The following is a 23,845-nucleotide window of genomic DNA, read 5'->3' on the forward strand; positions in this document are numbered from 1 at the left end:
TTTGAGGAAGTCCCCGAAAGAAAAGAGCGCGGCAGTGCAGCGAAGAGTCCGGAGCATCAGGAGCCTCCCAACTCTCCCGCCTGTTGTCAGAAAAATAAGCGAAATGGTGAGGAGCGAGAGGATTTCCGCTGAGAAGATCGGCAAGACCATCGGCCAGGACTATGCCCTCAGCGCCAAGGTGCTACGCCTGGTGAACTCGGCCTTCTATGGGCTCGGCGAAAGGGTTTCGTCTGTCACCAGTGCAGTGGTCCTTCTCGGATTCAACGTGGTACAGGGGGTAGTCCTAAGTGCCTCTGTCTTCGAATTGATGGACAGGGCGATCGTCGGCTTGTGGGAGCACTCTCTGGGGACGGCCATCGCGTCGGGGGTGCTGGCGAGGGCACTCTACTTTCAAGAGCCCGAAGAGGTGTCGGTTGCCGGACTTCTTCACGATATAGGAAAGGTGGTTGTCCCCGCAAAGATGCCGGAAACATATGAGGAGATACGCAGGCGGATCGAGCACACGACCCTTTCCATAGCAGAGGTGGAAAGGGAGGTCTTGGGTTTCGACCACAGCCGCATTGGAATGTGGCTGGCAGACGAATGGAACTTCCCACCGAACCTAACAGAACCCATCGTCTACCATCATACACCCTCCCTGGCAAAGGAGGCCAGGATTCAAACGGCCATCGTCCACCTGGCCGATATCCTGATCCGGGCCAAGGGTTTCGGCTTCGGCGGAGACCCGTGGGTTCCGGAGGTGAACAGGGAGGCCTGGAATCTCCTCGGTCTCTCAGTGGGGGATCTGGAACACCTTGTCTCGAGAATCAGTGAGGAGATATTCAACGTGGAGGGTGTCGACTGGCATGACAACCCGGAGGCTTCAAACCCGGCAAGGAGCTCTCAAGATCCCATTTGACGTGAAGCCCGGGATTCATCGAACAAGACATATGTCTTGCCCGGCCCAATCACTCTCTCGCGGGCTGAGCTTTCCCCTCTCAGTTACCCCCGTGGCGATTTTCTATCTCTCCTGAAGCAGAATTTTTGACCCGACCTTCATTTTTTTGTTGAATTAAAGGCAATCTGCTGTTATAAGAGGATTAGAAAAGGATCTATCCCATCAAGCGAAGGAGGGGCAAGTATGACAAAGGAGCAACTCATCGCAGTAGTCGCCAAGGAGGCCAAGATCACGAAGGTTGCAGCGGCCAAGGCCATCGACTCCATAACCGACAATATAACCAAGGAGTTGAAAAAGGGCGGCAGGATCTCTCTCACGGGTTTCGGTACGTTTAGCGTCGCCAAACGCAAGGCCAGGACGGGGAGAAACCCGAGGACCGGCCAGACCATCAGGATTCCCGCGACCAAGACGGCGAAATTCAAGGCCGGTACTGCTCTGAAACAGGCGGTCAAATAGGACCTCATTCTTGCCGTTCCTCTTGGAGGGCCGGCTTGTTGCCGGCCCCGAGGTTCTGGGTCTAGGTTCAAATTCGAGAGAGGTTTCGGCCCCGATGTGTCTGGAAGGCGGGGAGTGCCTCTGTATCCGCTGAGAAAGCCTAGGGGTCCCCCCCCGAAAGGGCGGGCATGCTTATCTTAGAGGGATAGTCTTCTCACGCCATCCGAGTTGCTCTGGTCAGCAGATCGAGTTCTGACTAAGAGGCCTGTCGGCCTCTCGTGAAGGTCCGCGTGTAGCTCGAGTCAGTCCGGCTGAGGGGTGGTCCAATGGATTCGACCAGACCGGAGGCCTTCCAGGAGTATCGATCCTTCATTCCGGACTTCGACCGATTCTGTGAGACCCTGCGACTGCCATTGCCTCAGTCTCTCAGGACCAATACCCTCCGGATCAAGCCTTCTATTCTGACCGAACTCCTGCGAAGTCAGGGTTATCGGGTAAGATCCTCTCCCCTTGCCGAATACCTGCTCCAGGTCGAGGGGCTGACACGCCCCGGGGAGACTATCGAGGCTGCGCTCGGTTACTTCTTCCCCCAGGCACTTACCTCGGCCATGGCCGTGATGGCCCTCGACCCAAAGCCGGGTGAACTCGTCTGTGATCTATGTGCGGCCCCGGGCTCAAAGACCACTCACATGGCCCAGGTGATGAGAAACCAGGGTCTGATCGTGGCCAATGACAACAAAGCCGGAAGGCTCCGGGTGCTCGAGCACAATATCAGAAGAATGGGAGCGACCAATGTGGTGACAACCCTCTACCCCGGGCAGAGCTTTCCGAAACGGTGGAGATTCGACCGGGTGCTGGTCGACGCCCCGTGCAGCGGCGAGGGCACCCTTCGGTTGGTGGTATCCCCCGACCGGCCCGCTAGAACAAGGCTAGGGAAATTCCTCCCAAGAATCCAGCGTGATCTGATCATTCGGGCCTTCGACCTCCTGGCCGAGGACGGGACGCTTCTCTATTCGACCTGTACCTATAACCCTGAAGAGAACGAGGCGGTCGTTCAGCATTTACTCCACCAACGACCCGCCAAGATCGAACCCATCGCCCTCTCCGCTCGGCGAGCTCCGGGGTTGCTCCAGTGGGAAGGGAGAAGTTTTGACGGAGAAATGGAACGGTGCTGGCGTATCTACCCCCACCTGCTCGACTCTGTGGGATTCTTCTTGGCCAAGATTCGTCGGCGAGCCTCGCCGGAGTGAGGTGCTAAACTACTTCCAGGAACGTTTCGGTATAGTCCTGGGCGCTTTCGAGGGCTTTATGCTTCTCGAGCGTCCCCAGGCTTACTGGCTCCTCACCCTTTCTCCCCATGCCTTCAACCTCGGTAAACTCAGGATCCACACTGCCGGTATTCCCGTGCTCCGCAGGATAAAGAACTTCCTCAAGCCCACCACAACCGCTCTCCAGACATTCGGGAAAAACGCGACCAGGAATGTGGTCCAATGTGACAAACACCAATTGGCTCGACTGCTCAAAGGTCACGGAGTATACACGAACCTCTCCATCGAGCCAGGCTACGTGGTTCTGTGCCATGGGGACCATATCCTCGGCTGCGGCCTTTACACCGGGAGGGTTCTCCTCAGCCAGATACCCCGGAGTTTCCTCCCCCGTAGGTAGGATCTGGGACCGGATAGAATCCCGGGTTTTTGTGGAGTTCTATGTTGAGTACTGGTGGATACCACCGCTAATTGTCCGACCACACAGCCACTTTAGTTTTTCCACATTTGTACTACATATTGTGTCTATCTCGAAATCTAGCACATTATATTGTATTTTTCCCTTGACAATTCCACGAGACCCGAATAGAATTGATATTAAACAAGGCAGATTGAGGGAAGAGGTGAAAGAAGAAGGAATTCTCGTTATCGAGGATGAGAATCGTCTCTCCAGGCTCCTGGCGGATCTGCTTGAGTTTGAAGGATACCGGAACATCCAGATAGCAAACAACGGCTACGAAGGTGTGGAAAAGTACAAACAGACGAGGCCTCAGGTCGTCTTCATGGACCTCGAAATGCCTGTGATGAACGGGTATGACTCGAGCAAGGCGATCAAGAAATACGATCCAGGTGCCAACATCATCCTCATCACTGCAAATCCGGGAAGTCCCTTTGCCCGGAAGATCCTCGATGAGGGTTACGTTTCTCAGGTCATTCCCAAGCCCTTCCGGTGTGATGATCTCTTCGCGGTGATCAGGAAGTCGATTCCACCCCCTTCCACCAACACCTGAGGTGCTCCTTTGCCCGGCGGGTGTTACGGCAAAACCGCGGCTGGCAAAGCCGGAACGGCTCAAGCGGCAATGTCTTCGTACATCTCTTCCAGGCGGTGAAAAAGAACCTCCACTTTCTCCCACTCGGCCGAATCCGGCAGACACTGGATTGCCTCACCCAGATCGGAAATGCCATGGAATCCGTAGGAACCCCCGCTCCCCTTGAGTCTGTGCCCCAATTCCCTTATCCCCTCCAGGTCTCTACGGGCGACCAGGGATCGGAGTGTGTCGACTTCTCCCCTGAGATACTCCAGGTAGAGAGACCGTAACTCGAGGACTTCTTCTGCCACGGAGTTTTGACTGAAGAAACCCTTTGGACTTGCAAGATCCTTGTCCATCTCCATCCTCCTTCTCAGCCGATGAGGTCGTTGACCTTGGTGATGAATCGATCAGGATCGATCACGGGTTTGGACACGTATCCATCAGCCCCGGATTCCTGGAGAAACTCCTCCTGTTCCCCCTTCATGGCATGGGCTGTCGCAAGGAGAATCGGAACATCCCTGGACGATTGGTTCTGTTTGATAAGCCGGGAAAGAGTGATCCCGTCAACCCGTTCTCCTTTGTAAAAGCTGTTGCAGAGGGAGACGTCCATGACGATCATATCAATTTCACCGTTCCTAATGAGAGAGAGAATCTGATCCACGTCTTCTGTAACGATTACGTCGAATTTCCCCCTCCTCTTCAGGGTGAGCTCAAAGAACTTCGCATTCATCGGATCGTCTTCAACCACCATGATCTTCTTTGCCATGCCACACTCCTTGCATCAGTCCCCAGGTGGAGAACCCTCTGAGCCCGCTGTTCCCTGATGATCACGCAGTTCAGAGGCGGCCTGGTCCTTGTATACGGGAAGTGTAAAAAAGACTTGGCTTCCCTTCCCTTCCCCTCCGCTCTCAAGGCGGATCTTTCCTCCCATCATCTCGACGAGGTTCTTGCTGATCACCAGGCCGAGGCCGGTCCCCATCCGTCTTCTCCTATGGTTTTTGTCTGCCTGGACAAACCTTTCAAAAATGTGCTCCTGATGTTCCACTGGGACCCCGATGCCCGTGTCTTTCACCTCGATCTCGACAAAATCCTCCCCCTGCCGGCGGACCATGACCTCGATGCCGCCGTGTTCCGTGAATTTGATGGCATTGCCTAGGAGATTATTCAACACCTGCCACACTTTCCCCCTGTCGGCATATACGGGAGGCACATCCTCGGATCTGAATCTGAAGTAGAGGTTCTTCTGCCGGGCTTCAATGGAGAGGAGGCTTGTCACCTCTTCTAGAATCTCTTTGAGGCTGAGTTTCTCAAAGAAGCTGTCCACCTTGCCCGCTTCAATCTTTGCAAGGTCGAGCATGCCGTTGATCAGAAACAGAAGGTTCTTCGAACTGTTGAGAGCATCCCGGAGAAGTCCCTTCTCCTCTTCTCTGCTTTCACACAGATCGTCCAGAACAAGCCCGAGGAAACCGATGATAGCGTTGAGGGGCGTCCGCAGCTCATGGGAGACAGTGGCGAGAAAGGCGCTCTTCATCTTGTCCGCCTTTTCCAACTCCCAGTTCGCCTTGAGAATCTTCTGGTTCTGTTTCTCGATGACATCCTTGGCCGTCTCAATCTCAACAAGGGCCACGAGCAGTTCGTGGGCTTGTTCCTCGAGCCGGTCCTTTGTCCTCTGCAGATCGTCGAGGTACCGCTGAAGCTCGAGATTCTTCTCGTTCAACTCCTCGCGAAGCCTTCTCTCCCTGACCACACGGTTGATCTTTGCCTCGACTTCTTCCAGATTGATCGGTTTGGGGATTATGTCACTCGCTCCTGCAATAACCACGTCGCTGAAGCTGTATTCCGAGCTGAATCCCGTCATCATGATGACATCGAGCCCGGGGGAACCCGCCTTGGCGGCCCTGAGGAGATCCATCCCGTTCATCCCCGGCATCTTTATATCCGTGATCATGAGATCAAAGGCATGTTTTCGCAGTAAGTGAAGAGCCTGCTGACCACTGCTGGCCGTACTACAGGCAAACCCGAAGAGCTCCACCGTCTCCTTGAGGAGCTGGCGGATCCCGTTATCGTCATCGACGATCAGAGCTCTACTCTCGGCGCCTCGCCTCTTCCTTGAGGAACGGCTCTCCGTCCCGGGCTTCCCCGAAGCCGTGCTGATCGAGGAAAACGCCTCCTTCGATCTCTCCACGATATACCAATCGGATCTTTGCAACTAAACTTTAGGCGGCTCCGTTTCGGGTGAGCCATGCTGCCCTGTCGAGGCCCCGGGATCGCCCGGGACATAACCGATCTCCCGCGGCATCAAAACAAAATCCATTCTTGGATTTTCCTGTTCCGGTTCTGATATACTCTGGATCAGTCACCCATCAAAACCGTCTATCCGCTCCCATGGTGCCATCTTGGATTCAGATGCGACCGAAACGATAAGAGCCCGATACGACCGGATCTCCCGTTTCTATGACCTCATGGAGGCCGTGGTGGAAAGAGCGGCTCTCTGGAGGTGGAGGAGGCGCGCTTTTGATGCAATAGATGGAAACAGGGTTCTCGAGGTCGGAGTGGGAACAGGAAAGAACCTGGGCTTCTATCCTACGGGCAAGTCGATCACCGCTGTCGACTTCAGCCCGGGTATGCTGAAAAGGGCCCGCCGGAAAGCGGACAAGATACTTTGCAAGGTAGACCTCAGGGACATGGATGTGGAGAATCTCTCCTTCGGGGACCGATTCTTCGACACGGTTGTCGCGACTTTTGTCTTCTGTTCTGTGGCCCATCCTGTGAGAGGGCTCAGCGAAGTGGGCAGAGTATGCAAGCAGCGGGGCAGGATCATCCTCTTGGAACATGTAAGGCCCGGGAACAAGATTTTGGCACGATTCTTCGATATGCTCAATCCTGTGACGCTGCGGCTGGTCGGGGTGAACATCAACAGAAACACAACTGCCAATGTAGAGAGGGCGGGACTCGAGATCCTTAGAGAGGAAAACCTCTTCTCAGACATCGTGAAGTTGATCGTTGCCAGACCGCGATCGGGGTAAGTCCGTGTTGGCTCCGTCTTTCCGTGGGCCAACGAGACGGCCTTTCCCATGGCTTCAAAGAATTCGGGGATGAGATCGCCGTAGTTGACCCTGAAGGGGCCGGCCAGGGGGGAGGCCAAAAAAGGAGGCCGGGGGTATTGAACAAGGGTGCCGAAAAAGGGTTAAATTACCCGTGAGTCGGTTGTAGAATACAGGCAAAGATGGAGGCTTGGACAGGAGATGAAAAACCATAGGAAATGGGCTGCTGGCGCTTTTCTTCTCGCTTGCTTTGCTCTATTGTTCTTCTTCCTCTCGGATCAGGGCCGGGGGGATAGTGCTTCCATGGAGCAGCTCGGCATCATAGCCTTTGACGAAAAGATCCGGGCTCCTGATTTTACCCTTCAGGATCTGGACGGCACTGCCGTCAGCCTCAGGGATTTCAGGGGGAAACTCGTTCTTTTGAACTTTTGGGCCAGTTGGTGCCCGCCGTGCCGGGCGGAGATCCCATCGATGAAGAAGCTCCAGGACCGGCTCAAAGAGGAGGACTTTGTCCTGCTGGCCGTCGATCTCAGGGAGAGCAGCGAGCGCGTAAGATCGTTCAGGGACAAGGAAGGCTTGAACTTCCTGGTGCTCCTCGATACTGATGGAGCCGTGGGGATCGCTTACGCCGTCAGGTCTATCCCCACCACCTATCTCATAGACAGTAAGGGCTATATCATCGGAGCGGCCTTGGGGCCGCGTGACTGGGGGGGAACGGAGGTCCTCGGGCTTATCAACGGACTCTTGAAGTCCCCTTCCTGAAACCTCTCCGTTCGGTGCCACCTGTACGTCTGGCAGGAAAACGCAGGGCTGTCAGCGCTCATGGTGAACACATCAGGCCGTGAAACTCCGGGTGCGGACACGTACACAGCCTTGTGCAGACAAGAGCCTGCTCCTTTGTAAGGTCCAACCGATCCGAGAGCCGGCCAGACCGTCAAAAAAACGTGCCGGGAGGCGGAATCGAACCACCGACACGGGGATTTTCAGTCCCCTGCTCTACCGACTGAGCTATCCCGGCACTTCTACCGGTTGAATATATAATGAACCATGGTCTCTGTCAATGAAAAAAAGACCGAGGAGTTTGCCCATTTGTCGGAGGACATGTCCTAGAGTGTCTTGATTTCTAACCATATTTCTTGATTCTCAAGTGGAAATCTCTTGTTCCCTCGCTCCTGAGCTGACGCGGTGACCGTCTCGAGTTTGGCGGGTGGGCAGTTCCTGCCCCTTCCCCAGGAACACGAATCACGAACACGACCTTTCCCCTTCCCGCTCAACCTCGACTGGTAACCACCGCTTCCGCAACGTCGGTCTGGAACAAGGGTCTGCCAAAAGGGAGGGAACTCCCGGGGATTTGACCGGATTGACAGACCAGACCTCTCATGATATGGATATGTCACTCCCATGTTGAAGTTTATCGCAAGACGCTTCTTTCTCCTCCTGCTCACAATGATCCTCGTCTCGGTGGCAGTCTTCCTGATCACCGAAGCCTCTCCCGGTAATGTGGCGCGGAACGTCTTGGGAGCTTTCATCACCCCCGAGCAGGAAGCCTCCTTTCTGGCTCAGACCGGCCTCGACAAACCTGCCTGGGTACGGTACTGGCACTGGCTCGTCGGCAGTGAATGGGCCGCAGAACGGCGCATCGGGATGCCTTTGAGAAGGATCACGTCGGATAAGGGGTTCGACGAGTGGTGGGCTGTGGGGGAAGACGGTACTCTGCTCCGTTGGAGACTCGAGGGCGACAACTTGATTGCTATCAGAAGGGCCTCGGACGGCACCCTTTCCGAGTCGGTCGACAATGACCGATGGAAGACGGACGAAAAGGGGGTGGGCTCTTTTTGGGGGGTCGACACGCACAACACAGCCGTCCGTTGGATCCGGGGAACCGGGAAAAAACGCTGGACCTTTGTCATGGGCACCGGATGGATGGAGAGTACCGGCGCCCCGGCCGAGTACATTCCTCTTAAGAAGGGCCTGATCCGTGGAGACCCGGGTATCTCTCTGAGAACCGGGAGGCCTGTGTCCAAGAGCATCTTTCTCCGGCTGCGAAATTCCCTGGTTCTTGCCGGCATCGCCTTTGTCATAGTCATGCCTCTCGCCTTGAGCCTCGGACTGGCGGCTGGGCTGAAAGAGGGCAGTGTGAGGGACCGGGTCCTCTCTATCGGCGGAATGATGTTCTCCGTGACACCGGAGTTCGCCACTGGAATCTTTCTCATTCTCATCATGGCCGTTTCCCTGAAACTCGTCCCCGGCGCAACGGTCTTCGGAGAAAAATCCCCATGGGAAAGACCCGACATGCTGATTCTTCCGGTAACCACTCTTACGCTCATCGAGCTCGGCTACGTGCTCCGCATCACCCGGGCCAGCATGGTCGAGGCGATGAAGGCTCCGTATATCCGGACCGCCTTCTTGAAAGGGCTTCCTTACTGGAGGGTTGTTCTGAGGCACGCTGTGCCCAATGCCCTGTTGGCTCCGATTACGGTCATAATGCTGCACGTCAACTGGCTTCTCGGAGGGATCGTCATTGTTGAGGTGGTCTTCGGCTATCCCGGACTGGGCAAGTACCTCCTTGATTCCGCCCTTTACAAGGACATCAACGCCCTGGAGGCCGGTGCCATGATCCTGGTGACCGTAGCGGTGGCTACGCAGTTGATTGCAGACATAATCTATACCTTCCTGAATCCCCGTATCCGCTATGAGTAGACGATAGGACCCTATGGATGTCTTGAGAGATACCCCTCCAGCCGTCGCCTCTGCCCGACCAACCGGTCTCAGGCGGCTGTGGGAGGGTCTGTCCGTTATACTCGGCTCCAAGACCGCGACGATAGGCCTTCTCATCGTTGTCTTCTGGGTATTCGTGGCCGTTTTCGCACCGGTACTGACGCCCTATACACCAACGTACCAGGACTGGAAGGCTCCCAATCAGGGGCCGTCCAGGGCCCATCCTCTGGGTACCGATGAACTGGGAAGAGACCTATGGTCGCGCCTGATCTACGGTGCGCGGGTGGTCCTGGTGGTTCTGCCGGTTGCGGAAGGAACCTGGATTCCAGGGGGAACGGCCCTCTGGGGGGTCTTCGTCTCCCTCGTGATCGGCGCGACTCTCGGCCTATGTGCAGGATACCACGGGGGATGGATAGACGAGATCGTCATGCGGCTTCTCGATGCAATGATGTCGATACCCGTCATCCTCCTTTATCTGATCATCGTCGCGGCGATTGGAGCATCCGCCGTCAATGTGGTAATTGCTATTGCCATCGGGGGGACTCCAGGCATTGCCAGGCTCGTTCGGAGCCTGACCCTGGATATCCGTACGAGGGAGTATATAGGGGCGGCAGAGACACGGGGGGAGAGCGCCTGGTACATCATGTTCGTTGAGATCCTGCCCAACGCACGCGGTCCCATCATCATCGATGCCATGCTCAGGGTGGGTTATGCCATATTCGCTATGGGAACACTCGGTTTCTTGGGCCTCGGCCTTCCGCCCCCCTCACCTGACTGGGGGAGTATGGTTGCCAAGGGCCGGGAGTTCATCCTTGCGGGAAGCCCCTGGGCTGCTCTCTGGCCTTCGGTCGCCATCGCCTCGATTGTAGTGGGACTGAACCTTTTTGCCGACGGGCTCCGGGAAGAGTCGATGCGCTATCAGTAGAAGGGCCGGCGGAGGATACGATGGGCCACCCGGCTGGAGAGAGATCGGGCACGACTCCTGTTCTTGAAGTCGAGGATCTCTCCATCTCCTACGAGACGAGGAGAGGCGAGGTTCCCGCCGTTCGTAGGGTCTCGTTCAAGGCGCATAAAGCCCGGACAATCGGCCTGGTGGGGGAGTCCGGCTGCGGAAAGAGTACGGTTGCCTTTGGCATCGTCGACTTTCTCGGCCCCAATGGCCGGATCGTGGGGGGATCTATCCGATTCCAGGGTATGGACATCGTCGGTCGTTCCAGAGAGGAACTGCGTGAACTGAGGGGAAACCGGATAGCCATGGTCTATCAGGATCCAATGCAGGCCCTCAACCCATCGATTCGGATAGGCGAACAACTGGCCGAGGTCCTGGTCTTTCACCGGCACATGCCGAGACAGCATGCCTGGACACGGGCAGTGGAGATGCTCGAACGAGTCCACATGCCTGATCCGGCGCATGTGATGGATCGCTATCCCCATCAGATATCCGGGGGCCAGCAGCAACGGGTGGTCATAGCAATGGCGCTCCTCAACAACCCTTCCCTGCTCATCATGGACGAGCCGACCACGGCTCTCGACGTGACCGTGGAGGCCGCGGTTCTCGATCTGGTCGAGGAACTCAGGGAGGATTTTGACGCGGCAATCATCTACATCACCCACAACCTCGGGGTGGTGGCCCGGGTAAGTGACTACATCTCGGTCATGTACGCCGGAGAAGTGGTCGAGCAGGGATCAGCCCCGGAGATTTTCGGCAACCCTCGCCATCCCTATACCCAGGGACTCATGCGGTGTGTACCCAAGCTTGGAGCCAGCAAGGCCACTGCGACTCTCTATCCCATTCGGGGCCGGGTGCCCGCACCAGGAGACCGGCCCCGACACGCCTGTATCTACGAGCCTCGCTGCGATTACGCTACGGAACAATGCCGCTCAATGCACCCTGAGCTCCGGGAGGTGACTTCCACACACAAGACGCGTTGCTTCCACGCCGAGAGGATCGACCCCAATAGGGCGATCCCTCCGGTGGATCGGCAGACCCGGCCCGTGGGCTCAAAGACCTGCGGCCTGCAAGGAAAGTACGTGCTTAGAGTTCAAAACCTCAAGGCTTACTATCGGCAGGAATCGAAATCGGTTCTCGCCCTGTTGGGCCTGGCAAGAGAGAGGTACATCAAGGCTGTGGACGATGTGAGCCTCAATGTAGCCGGGTCCGGAACCCTCGGTATTGTCGGGGAATCGGGTTGTGGAAAGACCACCCTGGTCAAAGCCGTCATCGGCCTGGAGAAGATCGACGACGGCAGGGCGGAATTCCTGGGGTTCGATCTGACCGAGCCCCTCGGGAGGCGAGACATAAAACTCATCAGAGAAATGCAGATGGTCTTTCAAAATCCTGATTCCACTCTCAATCCTTCTTACTCCGTGGGCAAGCAGATCGCCAGGCCCTTGAAACGGTTCAATGTCGTCCCCCGAGACCGGGTCAGAGAGCGGGTGGTTGAACTTCTCCGCGCTGTTCACCTCGACGCCTACTACTACGAACGGCTCCCCCGCCAGTTGAGTGGAGGGGAGAAACAGCGTGTTGGAATCGCTCGTGCCCTTGCGAGTCGGCCTGGCTTGATCATATGCGACGAGCCTGTCTCGGCCCTGGACGTCTCGGTTCAGGCGAGTGTGCTCAATCTGCTACTCGACCTCCAGGCGGAGCTCGGAACAACCATCATCTTTATCGCCCATGATCTCAGTGTGGTACGCTTCCTCTCCGATTACATAGCAGTCATGTACCTGGGACAGATCATGGAGGCGGGCCCCGCAGAGGCCATCTATGCGCCACCCTACCATCCTTACACCGAGGCGCTTCTCTCAGCGGTGCCGATCCCAGATCCCAGGATCAAGCAGAAACGGATAAGGCTCCAGGGGGCCGTGCCGAGTGCACTCGATCCCCCGCGGGGTTGTCCTTTTCATACCCGCTGTCCCAGGCGGACCATGCTCCCTGAGAACGGAAGGATCTGCGAGGTGGAAAAGCCTCCGTGGCGTGAGGCCGGAACGGATCACCGCATCTTCTGCCATATCCCTCTCCAGGAGTTGAGCGGACTGGAACACGTGGTCCACCCCATGCGGTCCTGACCATAAGAGGTCTGCCTTTGATGGCGAGAAAGGATCAAGGACTTGACACAGACCCCAGGTATGATACCCTCGAATTGGAATGGAAGAACCGCAAGTCCTTGCAGGGAGTAGACCGCTACAACGATTCCAGGGAGTGGAAGGGGGTGGAAAGACCGATTGAGGAAAGGGAGGCAAAATCTCTTTTGAGGAAGGAGGGGAACATGGAAAAAGAGAAAGCAATGCATCCAAGGATCTCTGAGCTGGCCGAATACCTGCGACAGGGCAAGTTGACCCGGCGAGAATTCGTTCGCTACGCTGTTCTTCTGGGGATGTCGGCAGGGGCGGCGAGCCAGATGGCGGGGCTGCCATGGCCGAGACGGGCCTCTGCCGGTGCGGCGAAATACGGGGGTACCCTGAGAGTATCCTCTTCGGTCCAAAAGGTTACCCATCCTGCCCAGTTCTCGTGGATAAGCCCTTCCAACCAGCTGCGCCAGGTGGCCGAGTACCTGACCTTTACCGATAAAGACAACATCACCCATCCCTATTTGCTCGAAGGGTGGGAGGCCAGCGAGGATCTGAAGGAATGGACCCTATCTCTTAAGAGGGGGATCAGGTTCAACAACGGCGATGAGTTTACAGCAGAGGACGTGGTCTTTTCGATCAATCAATGGCTCGACAAGGACGTGGGATCATCTCTCCTGGGCATGATGGGGACATATCTCGACCGGACCGGAATCGAACAGGTGGACAGATACAAGGTCAAGCTTCATCTCAAGCGGGCTGAAATCGCCGTGCCCGAACACCTTTTTCACTACCCTGCCTTGATTCTCAATCACCGGACCTTCCAGGGCGACTTCATCAAGGCCCCGCACGGGACCGGGCCGTACACCCTGGAGCTCTATCGGGAGGGAGAACGGTGTGTTCTCCGGCGGCGGAACGACTACTGGCAAAAAGGGCTCCCATACATGGACGGCATGGAATTCATCGACATGGGCACCGAGATGGCTCCCCAGATCGCGGCGATCCAGGCCGGGGAGATAGACATGATCGACCTGGGCGACGCAACCGGAACAGACGTCTACCAAGCCCTCAAGGGCGCCCCCGAAATCAACGTCCAGCCCATTGCCACAGCCCAGACACGGGTTCTCCGCATGCGAGTGGATATGAAGCCGTGGTCGGACAACCGAGTTCGAATGGCTCTCAAGCTCTGCCAGCATAGGGAAAAGATCCTGGGGCTGGCCTACTTCGGGCAGGGCCTTGAGGGGCAGGATTTCCACGTATATCCAAAACATCCCGAGTACTGCAAGAAGCCGATTCCCCCCTACCAGCCTGAGAGGGCCAGGACTCTCCTCAAAGAGGCAGGCTACCCGAAGGGGCTTGATGTGAATCTCGCCGTGGGCAGCGACTGGACAGACATCGTACGATATGCAGAGATCCTGAAACAAGACGCCACACCGGCGGGCTTCAGGATCCATATTCAGACCATGCCCACGAGCCAGTACTGGGAGAAATGGACCGAGGTCGATCTGGGCATAACACCCTGGACCCATCGACCCCTCGGCACCATGGTGTTGAACTTGGCCTACATCGCGGATGATTCCGGGAAACCTGTGCCGTGGAACGAGACGCGCTGGGTCGATGAGGAGTTCTCCACCTTGCTCAAGGAGGCAAACGGAACCCTCGATGTGGAAAAACGGCGTAAGATTTTCTGCAGGTTGGAGCAAATCCAATGGGAGCGCGGCTCTGTGGGCATCGCTTACTGGCGGAACAACTGGTTCGTTACCCAAAAAAGGGTGAAGAATGTCAAACCCCACCCTACCGGGTACATGCTTTTCAACACCGTGTGGCTGGAAAAACAGGCGTAGGAGGAATCAGGAAGACAGGGTGGAGACCAGGGCACTCGAGTTGCGGTGGAACAGGGAAGATGTTTCACGTGAAACATGGAGGTGCTTCACTAGGTCATCCGCCTTCCCTTTTCTCTGATCCGTTGCTGGAGTCTCTTCTTCAGAGCGGCCAAGTCGTCCCAGGAGAATCCCTCCCAAGCACAGGGAAGAATCGAATTGTTCTGAAGGAGCGGCTCTGTTTCAATGTCGTATGCCGACGACCGTACCGCTTCTTCCCACAGGGCCGTACCCGGGATCGGGGAGTACTCCGCAATCTTCGGCACAGCCCCCCACTGCCACACCCTCTCTATCCCCTCTTCCACCTCCTGCCAAGGCTGTCCCGGAAGCCCGGCCATGAGATAGACACCGATCGCATCCCTGTCAAACCCCGCCCCCCTCAGGTATTCGATCGCCAGCCTCACGTCCTCCCCATCCACCTTGCCACCGGTCCCAACCTGCCGGGCAGAGTCGATCGTCTCGAGACCAAGCCGGATAGTTTTGAAACCCGACCGAAACATCAGGCGGCTCACCTCCCTCGTCACGCCCCTCGCATGAACCCCGTTAGGGAGGTGGAAACGACATTCGATCTTCCTCCGCAGAATCTCTTCCACCATCGGCACGAAGTGCGACTCTCCGCCAACAAGCAGCGCATCGTCATAGAAGACAATGTCCCGTACCCCGTACCGCCCTACCCAATGGGCAATCTCTTCCACCACCTCCTCCGGTTCCCTCTGAACGAATTCCCCCGCCAGCAGAGACGCCGCACAGTACGCGCACCGATACGGGCATCCCCGAGAACAGGACACAGCCACCGCCTTCAAATCGCCGTACAGATCAAAGGCAGGATACCACGGCCGCCCAATACCCCGCGAATCGACATCCAGAATGCCCTCGACCATCGCTGCCGCCGCCTCGATTCCTCCCCCTTCAAACACATAGTCCGCCCCCGAAAACGCCATGGAGTGCTCATGGCAAAGAGCCGCGTAGACCCCCCCGAGCACCACCGGCACCCCAGGAAAAGCCTCCCTCACGAGTTCGATAGCACGGAAAGGTCCTGGATACCAGTACGTCATCATCGAGGTGACCAGAACCACATCAGGCCGCCCAAAGAAAACCAGACCACGCCAAAAGGACCTCTCCCTTATCCCATAGCGGCTGTAAGTCCTCGGCACGTTTCTCAACACCTCCGGCTTCTCCACCGGCTCCTTCATAAACTTGCCGCATTGGTAGGCCCTTCTCCGGGGCAGCCTCCCCTCACCCCTTTCAACCCACGGACTGGCCGGATCAAGACAATCGATCAGAAAAACCCGATGGCCCCGAGCCCTCAGGTACCCTCCGAGGCTCAGCAGACCCAGTGGCTTCACCCAGAGATCGTAGGCCGCAAAATCATAGATCCAGGGATTGATCAGAAGAATCCTCTTTTCACCTCCACCCATCCAGACCGCCTCCCCGGATGTTTCACGTGAAACACCGGTCCTCTCACTTTCCTATGCAGAAGCGACCAAAGATCTCGTCCAACACCTCCTCGGACACCCCCTCTCCAACAATCTCCCCCAGTCTCTCGAGCGCACTCCGAATTTCCACGGCCACGACCTCTGGGAACACCCCACCCTGGATCCCTTTCCTCGCCCTGGCCACTGCCCCCGCAGCTTCCTCCAGTTTCTCCTTATGCCGCGCTTCCATGATCACGCTCCTGCCTTCCCTCCCTCCCACCCATCCCTCCATGGCCCTGCCACACACCGCTTCCCTCAGCCTCCCTATCCCCTCCCCCGTACGAGCGGAAACCTCCACTGCCTCGGCTCCCGGAAAGGCCGACCCCAACTCCTCCACCGTCACCCTCCGGGGCAGATCGAGTTTGTTCAATACGACCATATACCTCCTATCCCGCACCAAGTCGAAAATCCTCCGGTCCTCGGCAGAAAGCCGCCTACTCCCATCCACAACCACCAGCAACAAATCCGCCTCCTCCACCACCCGCCTCGTCCGCCTTACCCCTTCCTTCTCGACCTCGTTCCTCCATCTCCGCAGCCCGGCCGTGTCGGCAATCCTCAACATCAATCCACAGATCCTGACCGTCTCCTCGATTACGTCCCTCGTAGTCCCGGCAACCCGCGTCACGATTGCCCTCTCATCACCAACCACTGCGTTGAGCAGGCTCGACTTTCCCACATTCGCCCTCCCTACGATCCCAACCAAAGCCCCTTCCCGCAACACCCTCCCCTGATCGAAAGACAACACCAACTCCTCCAACCGCGAATCCACCCTCTCCAGGTCTCTCTCGATCCCGCCTGCGTCCACATCGCCGACATCCTCTTCCGGAAAGTCAAGACCCGCCTCAATCTCGGCCAGCACTCCCAGCAGCAGACCCCTCACTTCCCCGATCTCCCCCGAAAGCCTCCCCCGCAACTGCTCGCTTGCCACTCTCAGCCCGGCCTCCGTCCTCGCCCTTATCGTCTCGATAACCGCTTCGGCCTGTACCAAGTCGATCCTCCCATTCAGGAACGCCCTCTTGGTAAACTCCCCGGGCTCCGCAAGCCGAGCCCCCTGCTCCAGCACGCACTCGAGGATCCTTCCAAGAACAAGAAACCCTCCGTGGCACTGAATCTCTACCACATCCTCTCTGGTATAGCTTCTCGGTTTCCCCATAAACAGGACCAGAACCTCATCGATGACCCCACCATCGGCCGGATCCAATATCTCCCCGTAATACACCCTGTGGGATTCAAGACACCTCCTCCCCCCCTTTGGCCGGAAAAGGCGAGAGACCACGGCCACGGCCTCGGGGCCACTCACCCGCACTATTCCGATCCCGCTCTCCCCCGGGGGAGTCGATATGGCGGCGATGGTATCCAGCTCAGAAGGAATTGTCATCGAGCAGCAAGAACACGGCACCCTTTGGTGCTCATCCTAAATGGCGAGAACGGCCAGGCCTTCCGGCCCGCCATCTGTTCGGCGAGAAAGTTGAATCTTCCGCCCTCCCTCAGAAGGCCCCCCTCCAATCGTCACTCACCACAGTGTAACAGACCTCAATCTCCCCTATCCCTCTCCAGACCTTCCCTCCTCGGACGAATGAGGAGTTTCTTGTAATACCCGTCCCCCCTGCTTTCCGTCTCCAAAAGCTCATCCTCCCTAAGGGCCATATGAATAATCCTCCGATCCCGGGGGTTGAAGACCCCTGCCACCATAGGCCTCCTCTTCCTCTTCACCTTTTCACCAAGCCGGAACGCGAGGTTTTCCAGAGCCTCAGCCCGCCGTTTTCTGTATTCCTCCGCATCGAGGACGATCCTCCTCCCCTCACCGAACCGGCGCTGGTAGATCTTGGTCAGCAGGTATTGAACAGCGTCGAGCGTCCTGCCGTGCTTGCCGATCAACACCCCTGTATTGTTCCCCTTCACATAGAGGCGGATCTCCTCCCCTGTCTCCGCCCCCACGACTTCGGCATCGATTCCCATACGAAAAACTATCCCCTCAAGAATGCACCGGATGTACTCGGTTCTCCCCTCCTGCCGCTTCTTTTCAAACTCCTCCAGAATCCTCCCACCCTCCACATCGGCCCTCTCTCCCAGTGACCTCACAGGATACGCATCGAGCCTCTCCCCGGTCCGTTCCGGCCTCTCTTCACGACTCTCGTCCCGTTCCTTCTCGTGCCCTTCCATCTCCCTCTCTCCTTACCTCCCCTTCTTCCTCGTATAGTACTGCTCACCGATAGAGAGAACATTCTGCACAAACCAGTATAACACCAACCCGGACGGAAAGCTGAGAAAGATAAATATGAACATGATCGGCATGATCATCATCATCTTCGCCTGTCGAGGATCTCCACCCGTCGGAGTCATCCTCTGTTGTATCACCATGGAAACCCCCATGAGCAGCGGCAGCGGCCCTACCGGTGTGTGTCCCAGCAGCGGGAGAGGCAACTCGTCCACAAAAAAACTGTCAGCCGCCGCCAGATCACGAATCCACAGAACAAAAGGAGCATGCCGCAGATTGAAGAACAGCGGAAGAGCCTTGTACAAAGCGATCAGGAAGGGAAACTGCACCAGCATAGGCAGGCACCCCCCTACCGGGTTCACCTTCCGTCTCTTGTAAAGAGCCATCATCTCCTGGTTCAGCCGCTGCTTGTCGCCCTTGTACTTCTCCTGGAGCATCTTCATCTCCGGCTGGATCTTCTGCATTTCCTGCATCGACCTGTAGCTCTTTCTGCTCAGAGGCCAGAAGATCACCTTCAGGAGAATGCTCAGGATAACGATATCTACCCCGTAATTCCCCGTCACCCTGTGGGTCCACCCTAGAATCCGCAGCAGGACCTTCTCGATCCCCCCAAGGTACTTTCCGAAGTTGATCACCTTTTCCGCCTCAACATCAAGATCCCTCAAGAGTTCCGGCAACTTGGGCCCAAGATACAAGAGAAAACCGTACCTGCGATCCTTTCCCGGCTCCACCTCCCGATTCTGGAAAGTCAGAGTACTCTCGAATCCCACCCCCTGGCTGCCCGGGGCCTCTATCTCATGAACCGAAACCTCTATACCTTTCCTCTCACGGGGCACTATCAGCGAGACAAAGTAGTTCCCCTCAGAAGGCCGACCCGGAGGGGGAGAGGTGTTCTCCGCAGCCATCCACTTTACATCCCCGGAAAAGACCTTACCCTTCTTGATCTCCCGAACGCTCAGCCTGTCCACAGACTTCCCGGCAAGAACCGATGGACCCGCAAAAGTATACCGGCCACCCCCTTTCACCACTCCCCGCCAGATGAGCCTTACCCCCGGTTCAACGGGCGTCCCACCCCTGTTGATTATCTCCACATCCAGGTCGACCCTGTACTGGCCGCCATAGAACCTATACCGCTTCAGAATCTCCAACCCCTCCCCGGTCTTCCCAAGGAAGACAATCGATCCGTCCTCCCCACTCGCAAGCGAGATCGAAGAGGCATTCACATCAAAGACCGGCTGTTTGATACTCCTTCCACCCAGCTCCACCCCGACCTCGAGCGGCAGGTCCTTCAGGCTCCTCATCGAGACCATCTCAACCGGTTCCGGGGGTCTCACCGGCTTTCTCCTCCACAGAACAACGGTCTCAACGCTATCCATGTACTTCTTGAGCCTCCAGCTCTTAAGCCTCCCGCCCGCCGTCGTAAAAACCGCCCTGTAAAGAGGGGTCTCCACCACCACATCCTGAACCCTTACTTCTCCCCCCCCGGAATATTCCAGGATCTCCCCGCCAGTCCGCGCTCCTTCGGCTTCCTCTACCCTTGCTCCCTGAAACCCCTTCTCCTCCACGACCGGCTTCTTCTTGGGAGGAGGCATAAACACTACTTGCCAGATCAGGATCACGATCATGGATAGAATAATGGCGATTATTGCCCGCTTGTCCATAAATCTGCCTCTGGCCTTGCGCTCACTTCACTCTCAGATGGGATCATAACCCCCAGGATGAAAGGGGTGACACTTCAGAAGCCTCTTCAGTGCCAGCCAAAGTCCCTTTGCCACCCCGAACTTCCTCAGAGCCCCAATGGCATAGCTCGAACACGACGGTTCGAACCGACAGGTAGGTCCGAAAAGAGGAGAGATAAAGATCTGGTAAACCCTAATTATCCCGACAAGAAGCTTCGCAACCATACCGGTATTCAGAACGGCACAACCCACTGTGCAGCCCCTACAGCACGCCTCCCAGCTCTCTCTCGATGTCCCAGTACTTGCCCACCCGAATCCCCGGCCTCGCAATCACGACGATATCCTTGGGCTTACCCATCCGCCACCGGTTGAGCCGGAAGAATTCCCTGATGAGCCTCTTGATTCTGTTTCTCGTCACAGCATCTCCGACCTTCTTGCTCACCACGATACCGATTCTCGACCGCTCCTCACGGCCCTCGCACCAGACCACCGTGAAACGCCCTGTCCGCACTCTCCGCACATTCCGGCCCCTGAGGAGAAAATCACGCCTCGTGAGAAGCCGAAAACGCTTCGGAAAGCCATATCTCTTCAACTCGGCCAAACACCACCTAAACGGTCAGCCTCTTCCGCCCCTTGGCCCTTCTCCTTTTCAAAACTCTCCTTCCGCCCTTAGTGCTCATCCTGGCCATGAAACCATGGGTTCTTCTTCTCTTTATGTTGCTAGGCTGAAAGGTCCTCTTCATCGCTATTCACCTCTCGGTCAACCAAAAACTAAATAAACACCATAAATCCACGCCCTTGTCAAGTCCAGCCACGCCGAATCTCTCCCTTTCCCCCGATCCTCCCATCGCTGCCATCAGACCGCCCCCCCCGGCCTGCCAATCCAGGCGAAGACAGCCGTCAATCCTTCACAGACCATCCTATCCTACCACTTCGCGCCCCCTGGGTTCAATCCAACTCCGCCGGCCTCTTCCCCCTCCCGACCCCCCGGACCTACCCAAACCCCGCCAGCCACCTTCGACAGGCTCACCCCCTCACCCAAGGACCAGACCAAGGAGAGCATTCCCCTTCAAAATCCGAAGGTCCCCTTAGAAGTCAGCACATCCTCCTAGATATGCCTGGAAAAATCCTCCGACTCATCCCCCAAAAAAACAGCTTGAATTTTCGCTCTCCCATTGCTATACTATATTGTGGCCTTACCAGATCGGTATTTGCCGGCTCACTTCAGATAGGGAAATCCTTTAGTCGGTCATTATTCCCCACAGTCTCCATTTTATCCACAGATGTGGAATTCTCTGTTCATAGACCGAGTCATGGGGAAACCTTCATAAAGCTTAGGGGTCTTAACTTTCCCTGGTCCCACTGAAATAGAATTTCCTGGAACCGTTCTTCTTCCGGGCAGAATCCATGAACGAACTTTGGCAAAAGGTTCTCCTCTCTCTCAAGCAGAAAATCACGCCCCAGAGCTTCGAGACCTGGATAAAGCCGATAAAACCCCTCGCGGTTCACCACAACCAGCTCGAAATCGAGGTGCCGAACCGTTTCTTCAGGGACTGGATTCACGACAACTACCTCTCCCTGATCGAGACCTTGCTTTTCGAGCAGACTCAAGAGCAGTTCACGGTCTCGCTGAGCTTCGACTCCCATAGGAGACCGAGCCTGTCCCGGCAGGAAACCCTCGTTCCTTCACCCGCTCCATCGTCCGCTCCTTACAGGTCTCCCTTCAGCCCGAAGTACACGTTCGACACCTTTGTCGTCGGACCCAGTAACCAGTTCGCCAACGCCGCCTGCCTTGCCGTGGCCAATCTTCCCGGCAAGAACTACAATCCCCTCTTCATTTACGGCGGAGTCGGCCTCGGCAAGACTCACCTCCTCCATGCCATCGGGAACCATGTCCTCGAAAAGAACATCCTCGCCTATCCCACTTCTCTCTGCTACCTCTCTTCCGAGGACTTCACGAACGAACTCATCAATGCCATTAGGTACGAGAGGATGGAGGAGTTCAGGACGCGCTTCAGGAGGATGGACATCCTCCTCATCGACGACATCCAGTTCATTGCCGGAAAGGAGAGAACACAAGCCGAATTCTTCCATATCTTCAATTCCCTTTATGAGAGTAGAAAACAGATAGTCGTAACCAGCGACCAGTTCCCCAGGGACATCCCGAATTTCGAGGAGCGCCTCAGTTCCAGATTCGAATGGGGGCTCATAGCAGACATCCAGGCCCCCGATGTCGAGACCAAGGTCGCCATTCTCAAGAAAAAGGCAGCCGCAGAGAACATCAATCTTCCCAACGACGTCGCCTTTTTTCTGGCTACCAACATCGATTCCAACATCCGCATACTGGAAGGTTCCCTGATACGGATCGGTGCCTTTGCGTCGCTCACCAACACCGAGATAACGCTCGAAATGGCCAGGGAGGTTCTGAGGAACATAGTCAAGGAAAACAACGAAGCCATTCCGATGGAGGTCATACAGAAGAACGTCGCTTCCTTCTTCAATATCCGTTTTGCTGACCTCAAGACCAAGAAAAAGAACAAGAGCTTCGTTCTTCCCAGACAGATAGCCATGTACCTGTGCCGAAAACTTACCGATCATTCTCTTCAGGAGATCGGCGAGGAGTTCGGCGGAAAGGACCATACAACGGTCCTACACGCGATCAGGAAGATCGAGGGCAAATCCGCGGAAGATCCAACTTTCAAGGAGACCCTCGAAAAACTCACCCGCTTGGTGAGAAACCAGTGAATATCCCTGGGGACAGACTTGTTCATCCATTGTGAGAACTTTCGGAACTTACAGGTCTTCGACGGCTTACTGCATGTTTTCCACGATTCACCATACTACTAAACTCCCTTGATTTCCAAGGGATTGTGTAAACTTTGAACATTTGAACCGCCTTTACTTTGTTCTACTAAATCTATGATTTACTAATACCATAACGTAGTACTTAGGAGACCACGATGGAATGCAAGATTGAAAAGAGGGACTTTCTCCGCGGCCTCACCATGCTCCAGACCGTAGTCGAGAGGCGTACAACCATGCCCATTCTCTCCAACGCCCTGCTCCACGCCGAAAACCAGACCCTTACCCTAACGGCTACGGACCTCGAGACCGCGATACAGGCTCGCCTTCCAGCCTCGGTTACAACCGATGGCCAAGCCTCCCTCTCAGCAAGGAAACTCTTCGAGATCGTCCGCGAGCTTCCCGAGTCCCCCATCACCCTCCTGACCAAGGAAAACGACTGGGTAACCCTGACCTGTCAGAAATCGGTCTTCAATATCGCAGGCATGAATCCGGACGAATTTCCCCCCTTGCCCGACTTCAGGGAGGAAGACTTCCACCCCTTTCCTACCCGGGACCTCAGGGAGATGATAGAGGCAACCGTCTTCGCGGCCTCTACAGAGGAATCACGCTACAATCTCAACGGGGTCTTTCTCAAGGGCTTTCGCCTCGAAAGCGGACCGATCATCCGCATGGTCGCTACCGACGGCCACCGCCTCTCCCTGATCGATAAGCCCGGCCTCGAGTTTCCCAACCTGGAAACCGGCGTCATAATCCCCAGGAAAGGCCTCCTCGAAATCAGAAGGCTCATGGGAGACGGGACCCGTAAAGACGACGGACAGGACGGTGTCATGTACCTGGCCCTTTCCCAGAACAACCTCGTGGCCAAGAGGGATGAAGCCCTTGTCTTCACTCGTCTTATCGAGGGACAATTCCCGGACTACGAATCGGTCATCCCAAAGGACAACGACAAGAGAATCAACCTTCCGACAGAGGCCTTTACCGCGTGTCTCAAACGGGTATCCACGATGGCAAGTGAAAAGGGGGAAGGACTCGTATTCGAAATCGGAAAGGCAATGATCTCGGTCTCATCGTTCAGCCAGGATTTCGGAGACGCTAAAGAGGAGATCGATATCGAATACGACGGCGATGAACTCGCCGTCGGCTTTAACGGGCGATACCTTCTCGACGCCCTCGGTGTTATGGGTACCGAGGAGGTTCTCTTTGAACTCAGAGACAACTCAACAGCAGGCGTTCTTCGACCCGTCGGCCGGGAGGGTCTCCTCTGTCTCGTTATGCCCATGAAGCTCTGATAG

General features: G+C 56.3%; 23 protein-coding genes and 1 tRNA gene. 13 read left to right on the forward strand and 11 right to left on the reverse strand.

The window, feature by feature from the left end:
* Positions 1-103: 103 nt before the first annotated feature.
* The 5 genes from JRJ26_08040 to JRJ26_08060 all read left to right on the forward strand — a co-directional run bounded on the left by JRJ26_08040 (position 104) and on the right by JRJ26_08060 (position 3,647).
* Positions 104-898 (forward strand): HDOD domain-containing protein, encoded by a 795-nt coding sequence (locus JRJ26_08040; protein ID MBW2057431.1) that lies wholly within the window; start codon positions 104-106, stop codon positions 896-898.
* A gap of 222 nt (positions 899-1,120) precedes the next feature.
* Positions 1,121-1,393, forward strand: a complete 273-nt coding sequence (locus tag JRJ26_08045; protein MBW2057432.1) for an HU family DNA-binding protein — start codon at positions 1,121-1,123, stop codon at positions 1,391-1,393.
* Positions 1,394-1,698: 305 nt separating this feature from the next.
* A complete protein-coding gene (locus tag JRJ26_08050; GenBank protein MBW2057433.1) occupies positions 1,699-2,622 on the forward strand; it encodes an RsmB/NOP family class I SAM-dependent RNA methyltransferase in 924 nt (307 codons plus the stop codon).
* Between the two features lies 1 nt (position 2,623).
* Positions 2,624-3,037, forward strand: a complete 414-nt coding sequence (locus tag JRJ26_08055) for a hypothetical protein (GenBank protein ID MBW2057434.1) — start codon at positions 2,624-2,626, stop codon at positions 3,035-3,037.
* A gap of 223 nt (positions 3,038-3,260) precedes the next feature.
* Positions 3,261-3,647: a response regulator gene (locus tag JRJ26_08060; protein MBW2057435.1), complete on the forward strand. Its 387-nt coding sequence runs from the start codon at positions 3,261-3,263 to the stop codon at positions 3,645-3,647.
* A gap of 59 nt (positions 3,648-3,706) precedes the next feature.
* Here the strand turns inward: JRJ26_08060 and JRJ26_08065 are convergent, their stop codons facing one another.
* The 3 genes from JRJ26_08065 to JRJ26_08075 are packed head-to-tail and all read right to left on the reverse strand — an operon-like array spanning position 3,707 to position 5,877.
* Positions 3,707-4,024 (reverse strand): Hpt domain-containing protein, encoded by a 318-nt coding sequence (locus JRJ26_08065; protein ID MBW2057436.1) that lies wholly within the window; start codon positions 4,022-4,024, stop codon positions 3,707-3,709.
* 14 nt (positions 4,025-4,038) lie between these two features.
* Positions 4,039-4,434, reverse strand: a complete 396-nt coding sequence (locus JRJ26_08070) for a response regulator (GenBank protein ID MBW2057437.1) — start codon at positions 4,432-4,434, stop codon at positions 4,039-4,041.
* 15 nt (positions 4,435-4,449) lie between these two features.
* On the reverse strand, positions 4,450-5,877 hold the full coding sequence (locus JRJ26_08075; protein MBW2057438.1) for a response regulator: 1,428 nt from the start codon (positions 5,875-5,877) through the stop codon (positions 4,450-4,452).
* 187 nt (positions 5,878-6,064) lie between these two features.
* Here JRJ26_08075 and JRJ26_08080 point away from each other — a divergent pair, with 187 nt between their 5' ends.
* Together JRJ26_08080 and JRJ26_08085 are read left to right on the forward strand one after the other, a co-directional pair.
* A complete protein-coding gene (locus tag JRJ26_08080) occupies positions 6,065-6,694 on the forward strand; it encodes a methyltransferase domain-containing protein (GenBank protein MBW2057439.1) in 630 nt (209 codons plus the stop codon).
* A 219-nt stretch (positions 6,695-6,913) separates the two neighbouring features.
* Positions 6,914-7,474 carry a TlpA family protein disulfide reductase gene (locus JRJ26_08085; GenBank protein ID MBW2057440.1) on the forward strand — a complete coding sequence of 187 codons (561 nt, stop codon included), beginning with the start codon at positions 6,914-6,916 and terminating at the stop codon, positions 7,472-7,474.
* Positions 7,475-7,657: 183 nt separating this feature from the next.
* On the opposite strand, the gene JRJ26_08090 is transcribed toward JRJ26_08085, so the two are convergent.
* Positions 7,658-7,730 (reverse strand) — tRNA-Phe (locus tag JRJ26_08090).
* A gap of 383 nt (positions 7,731-8,113) precedes the next feature.
* On the opposite strand from JRJ26_08090, the gene JRJ26_08095 reads away from it, so the two are divergent.
* From JRJ26_08095 to JRJ26_08110, 4 genes are read left to right on the forward strand one after another with little or no spacing between them, the layout of a single operon-like run.
* Positions 8,114-9,412, forward strand: a complete 1,299-nt coding sequence (locus tag JRJ26_08095; GenBank protein ID MBW2057441.1) for an ABC transporter permease — start codon at positions 8,114-8,116, stop codon at positions 9,410-9,412.
* 13 nt (positions 9,413-9,425) lie between these two features.
* Positions 9,426-10,355, forward strand: coding sequence for an ABC transporter permease (locus JRJ26_08100; GenBank protein ID MBW2057442.1), 930 nt, complete (start codon positions 9,426-9,428; stop codon positions 10,353-10,355).
* Positions 10,356-10,375: 20 nt separating this feature from the next.
* The gene (locus JRJ26_08105) at positions 10,376-12,496 is read left to right on the forward strand and encodes an ABC transporter ATP-binding protein (protein MBW2057443.1); all 2,121 of its coding nucleotides are present in this window, start codon (positions 10,376-10,378) and stop codon (positions 12,494-12,496) included.
* Between the two features lie 20 nt (positions 12,497-12,516).
* Positions 12,517-14,340, forward strand: coding sequence for an ABC transporter substrate-binding protein (locus tag JRJ26_08110; GenBank protein MBW2057444.1), 1,824 nt, complete (start codon positions 12,517-12,519; stop codon positions 14,338-14,340).
* Positions 14,341-14,429: 89 nt separating this feature from the next.
* On the opposite strand, the gene JRJ26_08115 is transcribed toward JRJ26_08110, so the two are convergent.
* From JRJ26_08115 to rpmH, 7 genes are all read right to left on the reverse strand, one after another.
* Entirely contained in the window at positions 14,430-15,794 is a 1,365-nt protein-coding gene (locus JRJ26_08115) for a radical SAM protein (GenBank protein ID MBW2057445.1), read from the reverse strand.
* 43 nt (positions 15,795-15,837) lie between these two features.
* Positions 15,838-17,229, reverse strand: coding sequence for a tRNA uridine-5-carboxymethylaminomethyl(34) synthesis GTPase MnmE (mnmE, locus tag JRJ26_08120; protein ID MBW2057446.1), 1,392 nt, complete (start codon positions 17,227-17,229; stop codon positions 15,838-15,840).
* 155 nt (positions 17,230-17,384) lie between these two features.
* Entirely contained in the window at positions 17,385-18,014 is a 630-nt protein-coding gene (locus JRJ26_08125) for a KH domain-containing protein (GenBank protein ID MBW2057447.1), read from the reverse strand.
* A 12-nt stretch (positions 18,015-18,026) separates the two neighbouring features.
* Positions 18,027-19,730: a membrane protein insertase YidC gene (yidC, locus tag JRJ26_08130; GenBank protein ID MBW2057448.1), complete on the reverse strand. Its 1,704-nt coding sequence runs from the start codon at positions 19,728-19,730 to the stop codon at positions 18,027-18,029.
* Positions 19,731-19,763: 33 nt separating this feature from the next.
* The gene (gene yidD, locus JRJ26_08135; GenBank protein ID MBW2057449.1) at positions 19,764-19,973 is read right to left on the reverse strand and encodes a membrane protein insertion efficiency factor YidD; all 210 of its coding nucleotides are present in this window, start codon (positions 19,971-19,973) and stop codon (positions 19,764-19,766) included.
* Between the two features lie 37 nt (positions 19,974-20,010).
* On the reverse strand, positions 20,011-20,340 hold the full coding sequence (gene rnpA / locus JRJ26_08140) for a ribonuclease P protein component (protein ID MBW2057450.1): 330 nt from the start codon (positions 20,338-20,340) through the stop codon (positions 20,011-20,013).
* A 16-nt stretch (positions 20,341-20,356) separates the two neighbouring features.
* Entirely contained in the window at positions 20,357-20,491 is a 135-nt protein-coding gene (gene rpmH / locus JRJ26_08145; GenBank protein ID MBW2057451.1) for a 50S ribosomal protein L34, read from the reverse strand.
* Positions 20,492-21,155: 664 nt separating this feature from the next.
* Between rpmH and dnaA the strand changes: the two genes are divergently transcribed.
* The gene (gene dnaA, locus JRJ26_08150; protein MBW2057452.1) at positions 21,156-22,493 is read left to right on the forward strand and encodes a chromosomal replication initiator protein DnaA; all 1,338 of its coding nucleotides are present in this window, start codon (positions 21,156-21,158) and stop codon (positions 22,491-22,493) included.
* Between the two features lie 215 nt (positions 22,494-22,708).
* A complete protein-coding gene (dnaN, locus tag JRJ26_08155) occupies positions 22,709-23,842 on the forward strand; it encodes a DNA polymerase III subunit beta (GenBank protein ID MBW2057453.1) in 1,134 nt (377 codons plus the stop codon).
* Positions 23,843-23,845: the final 3 nt, after the last annotated feature.

The organism is Deltaproteobacteria bacterium (assembly GCA_019308905.1).
Taxonomy (GTDB): Bacteria; Desulfobacterota; BSN033; order WVXP01; family WVXP01; genus JAFDHF01.

Excerpts from the sequence above, each read along its gene's own strand:
- JRJ26_08040 (MBW2057431.1), top strand. The coding sequence starts at position 104 with ATGGTGAGGAGCGAGAGGATTTCCGCTGAGAAGATCGGCAAGACCATC.
- JRJ26_08045 (MBW2057432.1), top strand. The coding sequence starts at position 1,121 with ATGACAAAGGAGCAACTCATCGCAGTAGTCGCCAAGGAGGCCAAGATC.
- JRJ26_08050 (MBW2057433.1), top strand. The coding sequence starts at position 1,699 with ATGGATTCGACCAGACCGGAGGCCTTCCAGGAGTATCGATCCTTCATT.
- JRJ26_08065 (MBW2057436.1), bottom strand. The coding sequence starts at position 4,024 with ATGGACAAGGATCTTGCAAGTCCAAAGGGTTTCTTCAGTCAAAACTCC.
- JRJ26_08070 (MBW2057437.1), bottom strand. The coding sequence starts at position 4,434 with ATGGCAAAGAAGATCATGGTGGTTGAAGACGATCCGATGAATGCGAAG.
- JRJ26_08085 (MBW2057440.1), top strand. The coding sequence starts at position 6,914 with ATGAAAAACCATAGGAAATGGGCTGCTGGCGCTTTTCTTCTCGCTTGC.
- JRJ26_08095 (MBW2057441.1), top strand. The coding sequence starts at position 8,114 with ATGTTGAAGTTTATCGCAAGACGCTTCTTTCTCCTCCTGCTCACAATG.
- JRJ26_08100 (MBW2057442.1), top strand. The coding sequence starts at position 9,426 with ATGGATGTCTTGAGAGATACCCCTCCAGCCGTCGCCTCTGCCCGACCA.
- JRJ26_08105 (MBW2057443.1), top strand. The coding sequence starts at position 10,376 with ATGGGCCACCCGGCTGGAGAGAGATCGGGCACGACTCCTGTTCTTGAA.
- JRJ26_08110 (MBW2057444.1), top strand. The coding sequence starts at position 12,517 with ATGGCGAGAAAGGATCAAGGACTTGACACAGACCCCAGGTATGATACC.
- JRJ26_08115 (MBW2057445.1), bottom strand. The coding sequence starts at position 15,794 with ATGGGTGGAGGTGAAAAGAGGATTCTTCTGATCAATCCCTGGATCTAT.
- mnmE (MBW2057446.1), bottom strand. The coding sequence starts at position 17,229 with ATGACAATTCCTTCTGAGCTGGATACCATCGCCGCCATATCGACTCCC.
- JRJ26_08125 (MBW2057447.1), bottom strand. The coding sequence starts at position 18,014 with ATGGAAGGGCACGAGAAGGAACGGGACGAGAGTCGTGAAGAGAGGCCG.
- yidC (MBW2057448.1), bottom strand. The coding sequence starts at position 19,730 with ATGGACAAGCGGGCAATAATCGCCATTATTCTATCCATGATCGTGATC.
- yidD (MBW2057449.1), bottom strand. The coding sequence starts at position 19,973 with ATGGTTGCGAAGCTTCTTGTCGGGATAATTAGGGTTTACCAGATCTTT.
- rpmH (MBW2057451.1), bottom strand. The coding sequence starts at position 20,491 with ATGAAGAGGACCTTTCAGCCTAGCAACATAAAGAGAAGAAGAACCCAT.
- dnaA (MBW2057452.1), top strand. The coding sequence starts at position 21,156 with ATGAACGAACTTTGGCAAAAGGTTCTCCTCTCTCTCAAGCAGAAAATC.
- dnaN (MBW2057453.1), top strand. The coding sequence starts at position 22,709 with ATGGAATGCAAGATTGAAAAGAGGGACTTTCTCCGCGGCCTCACCATG.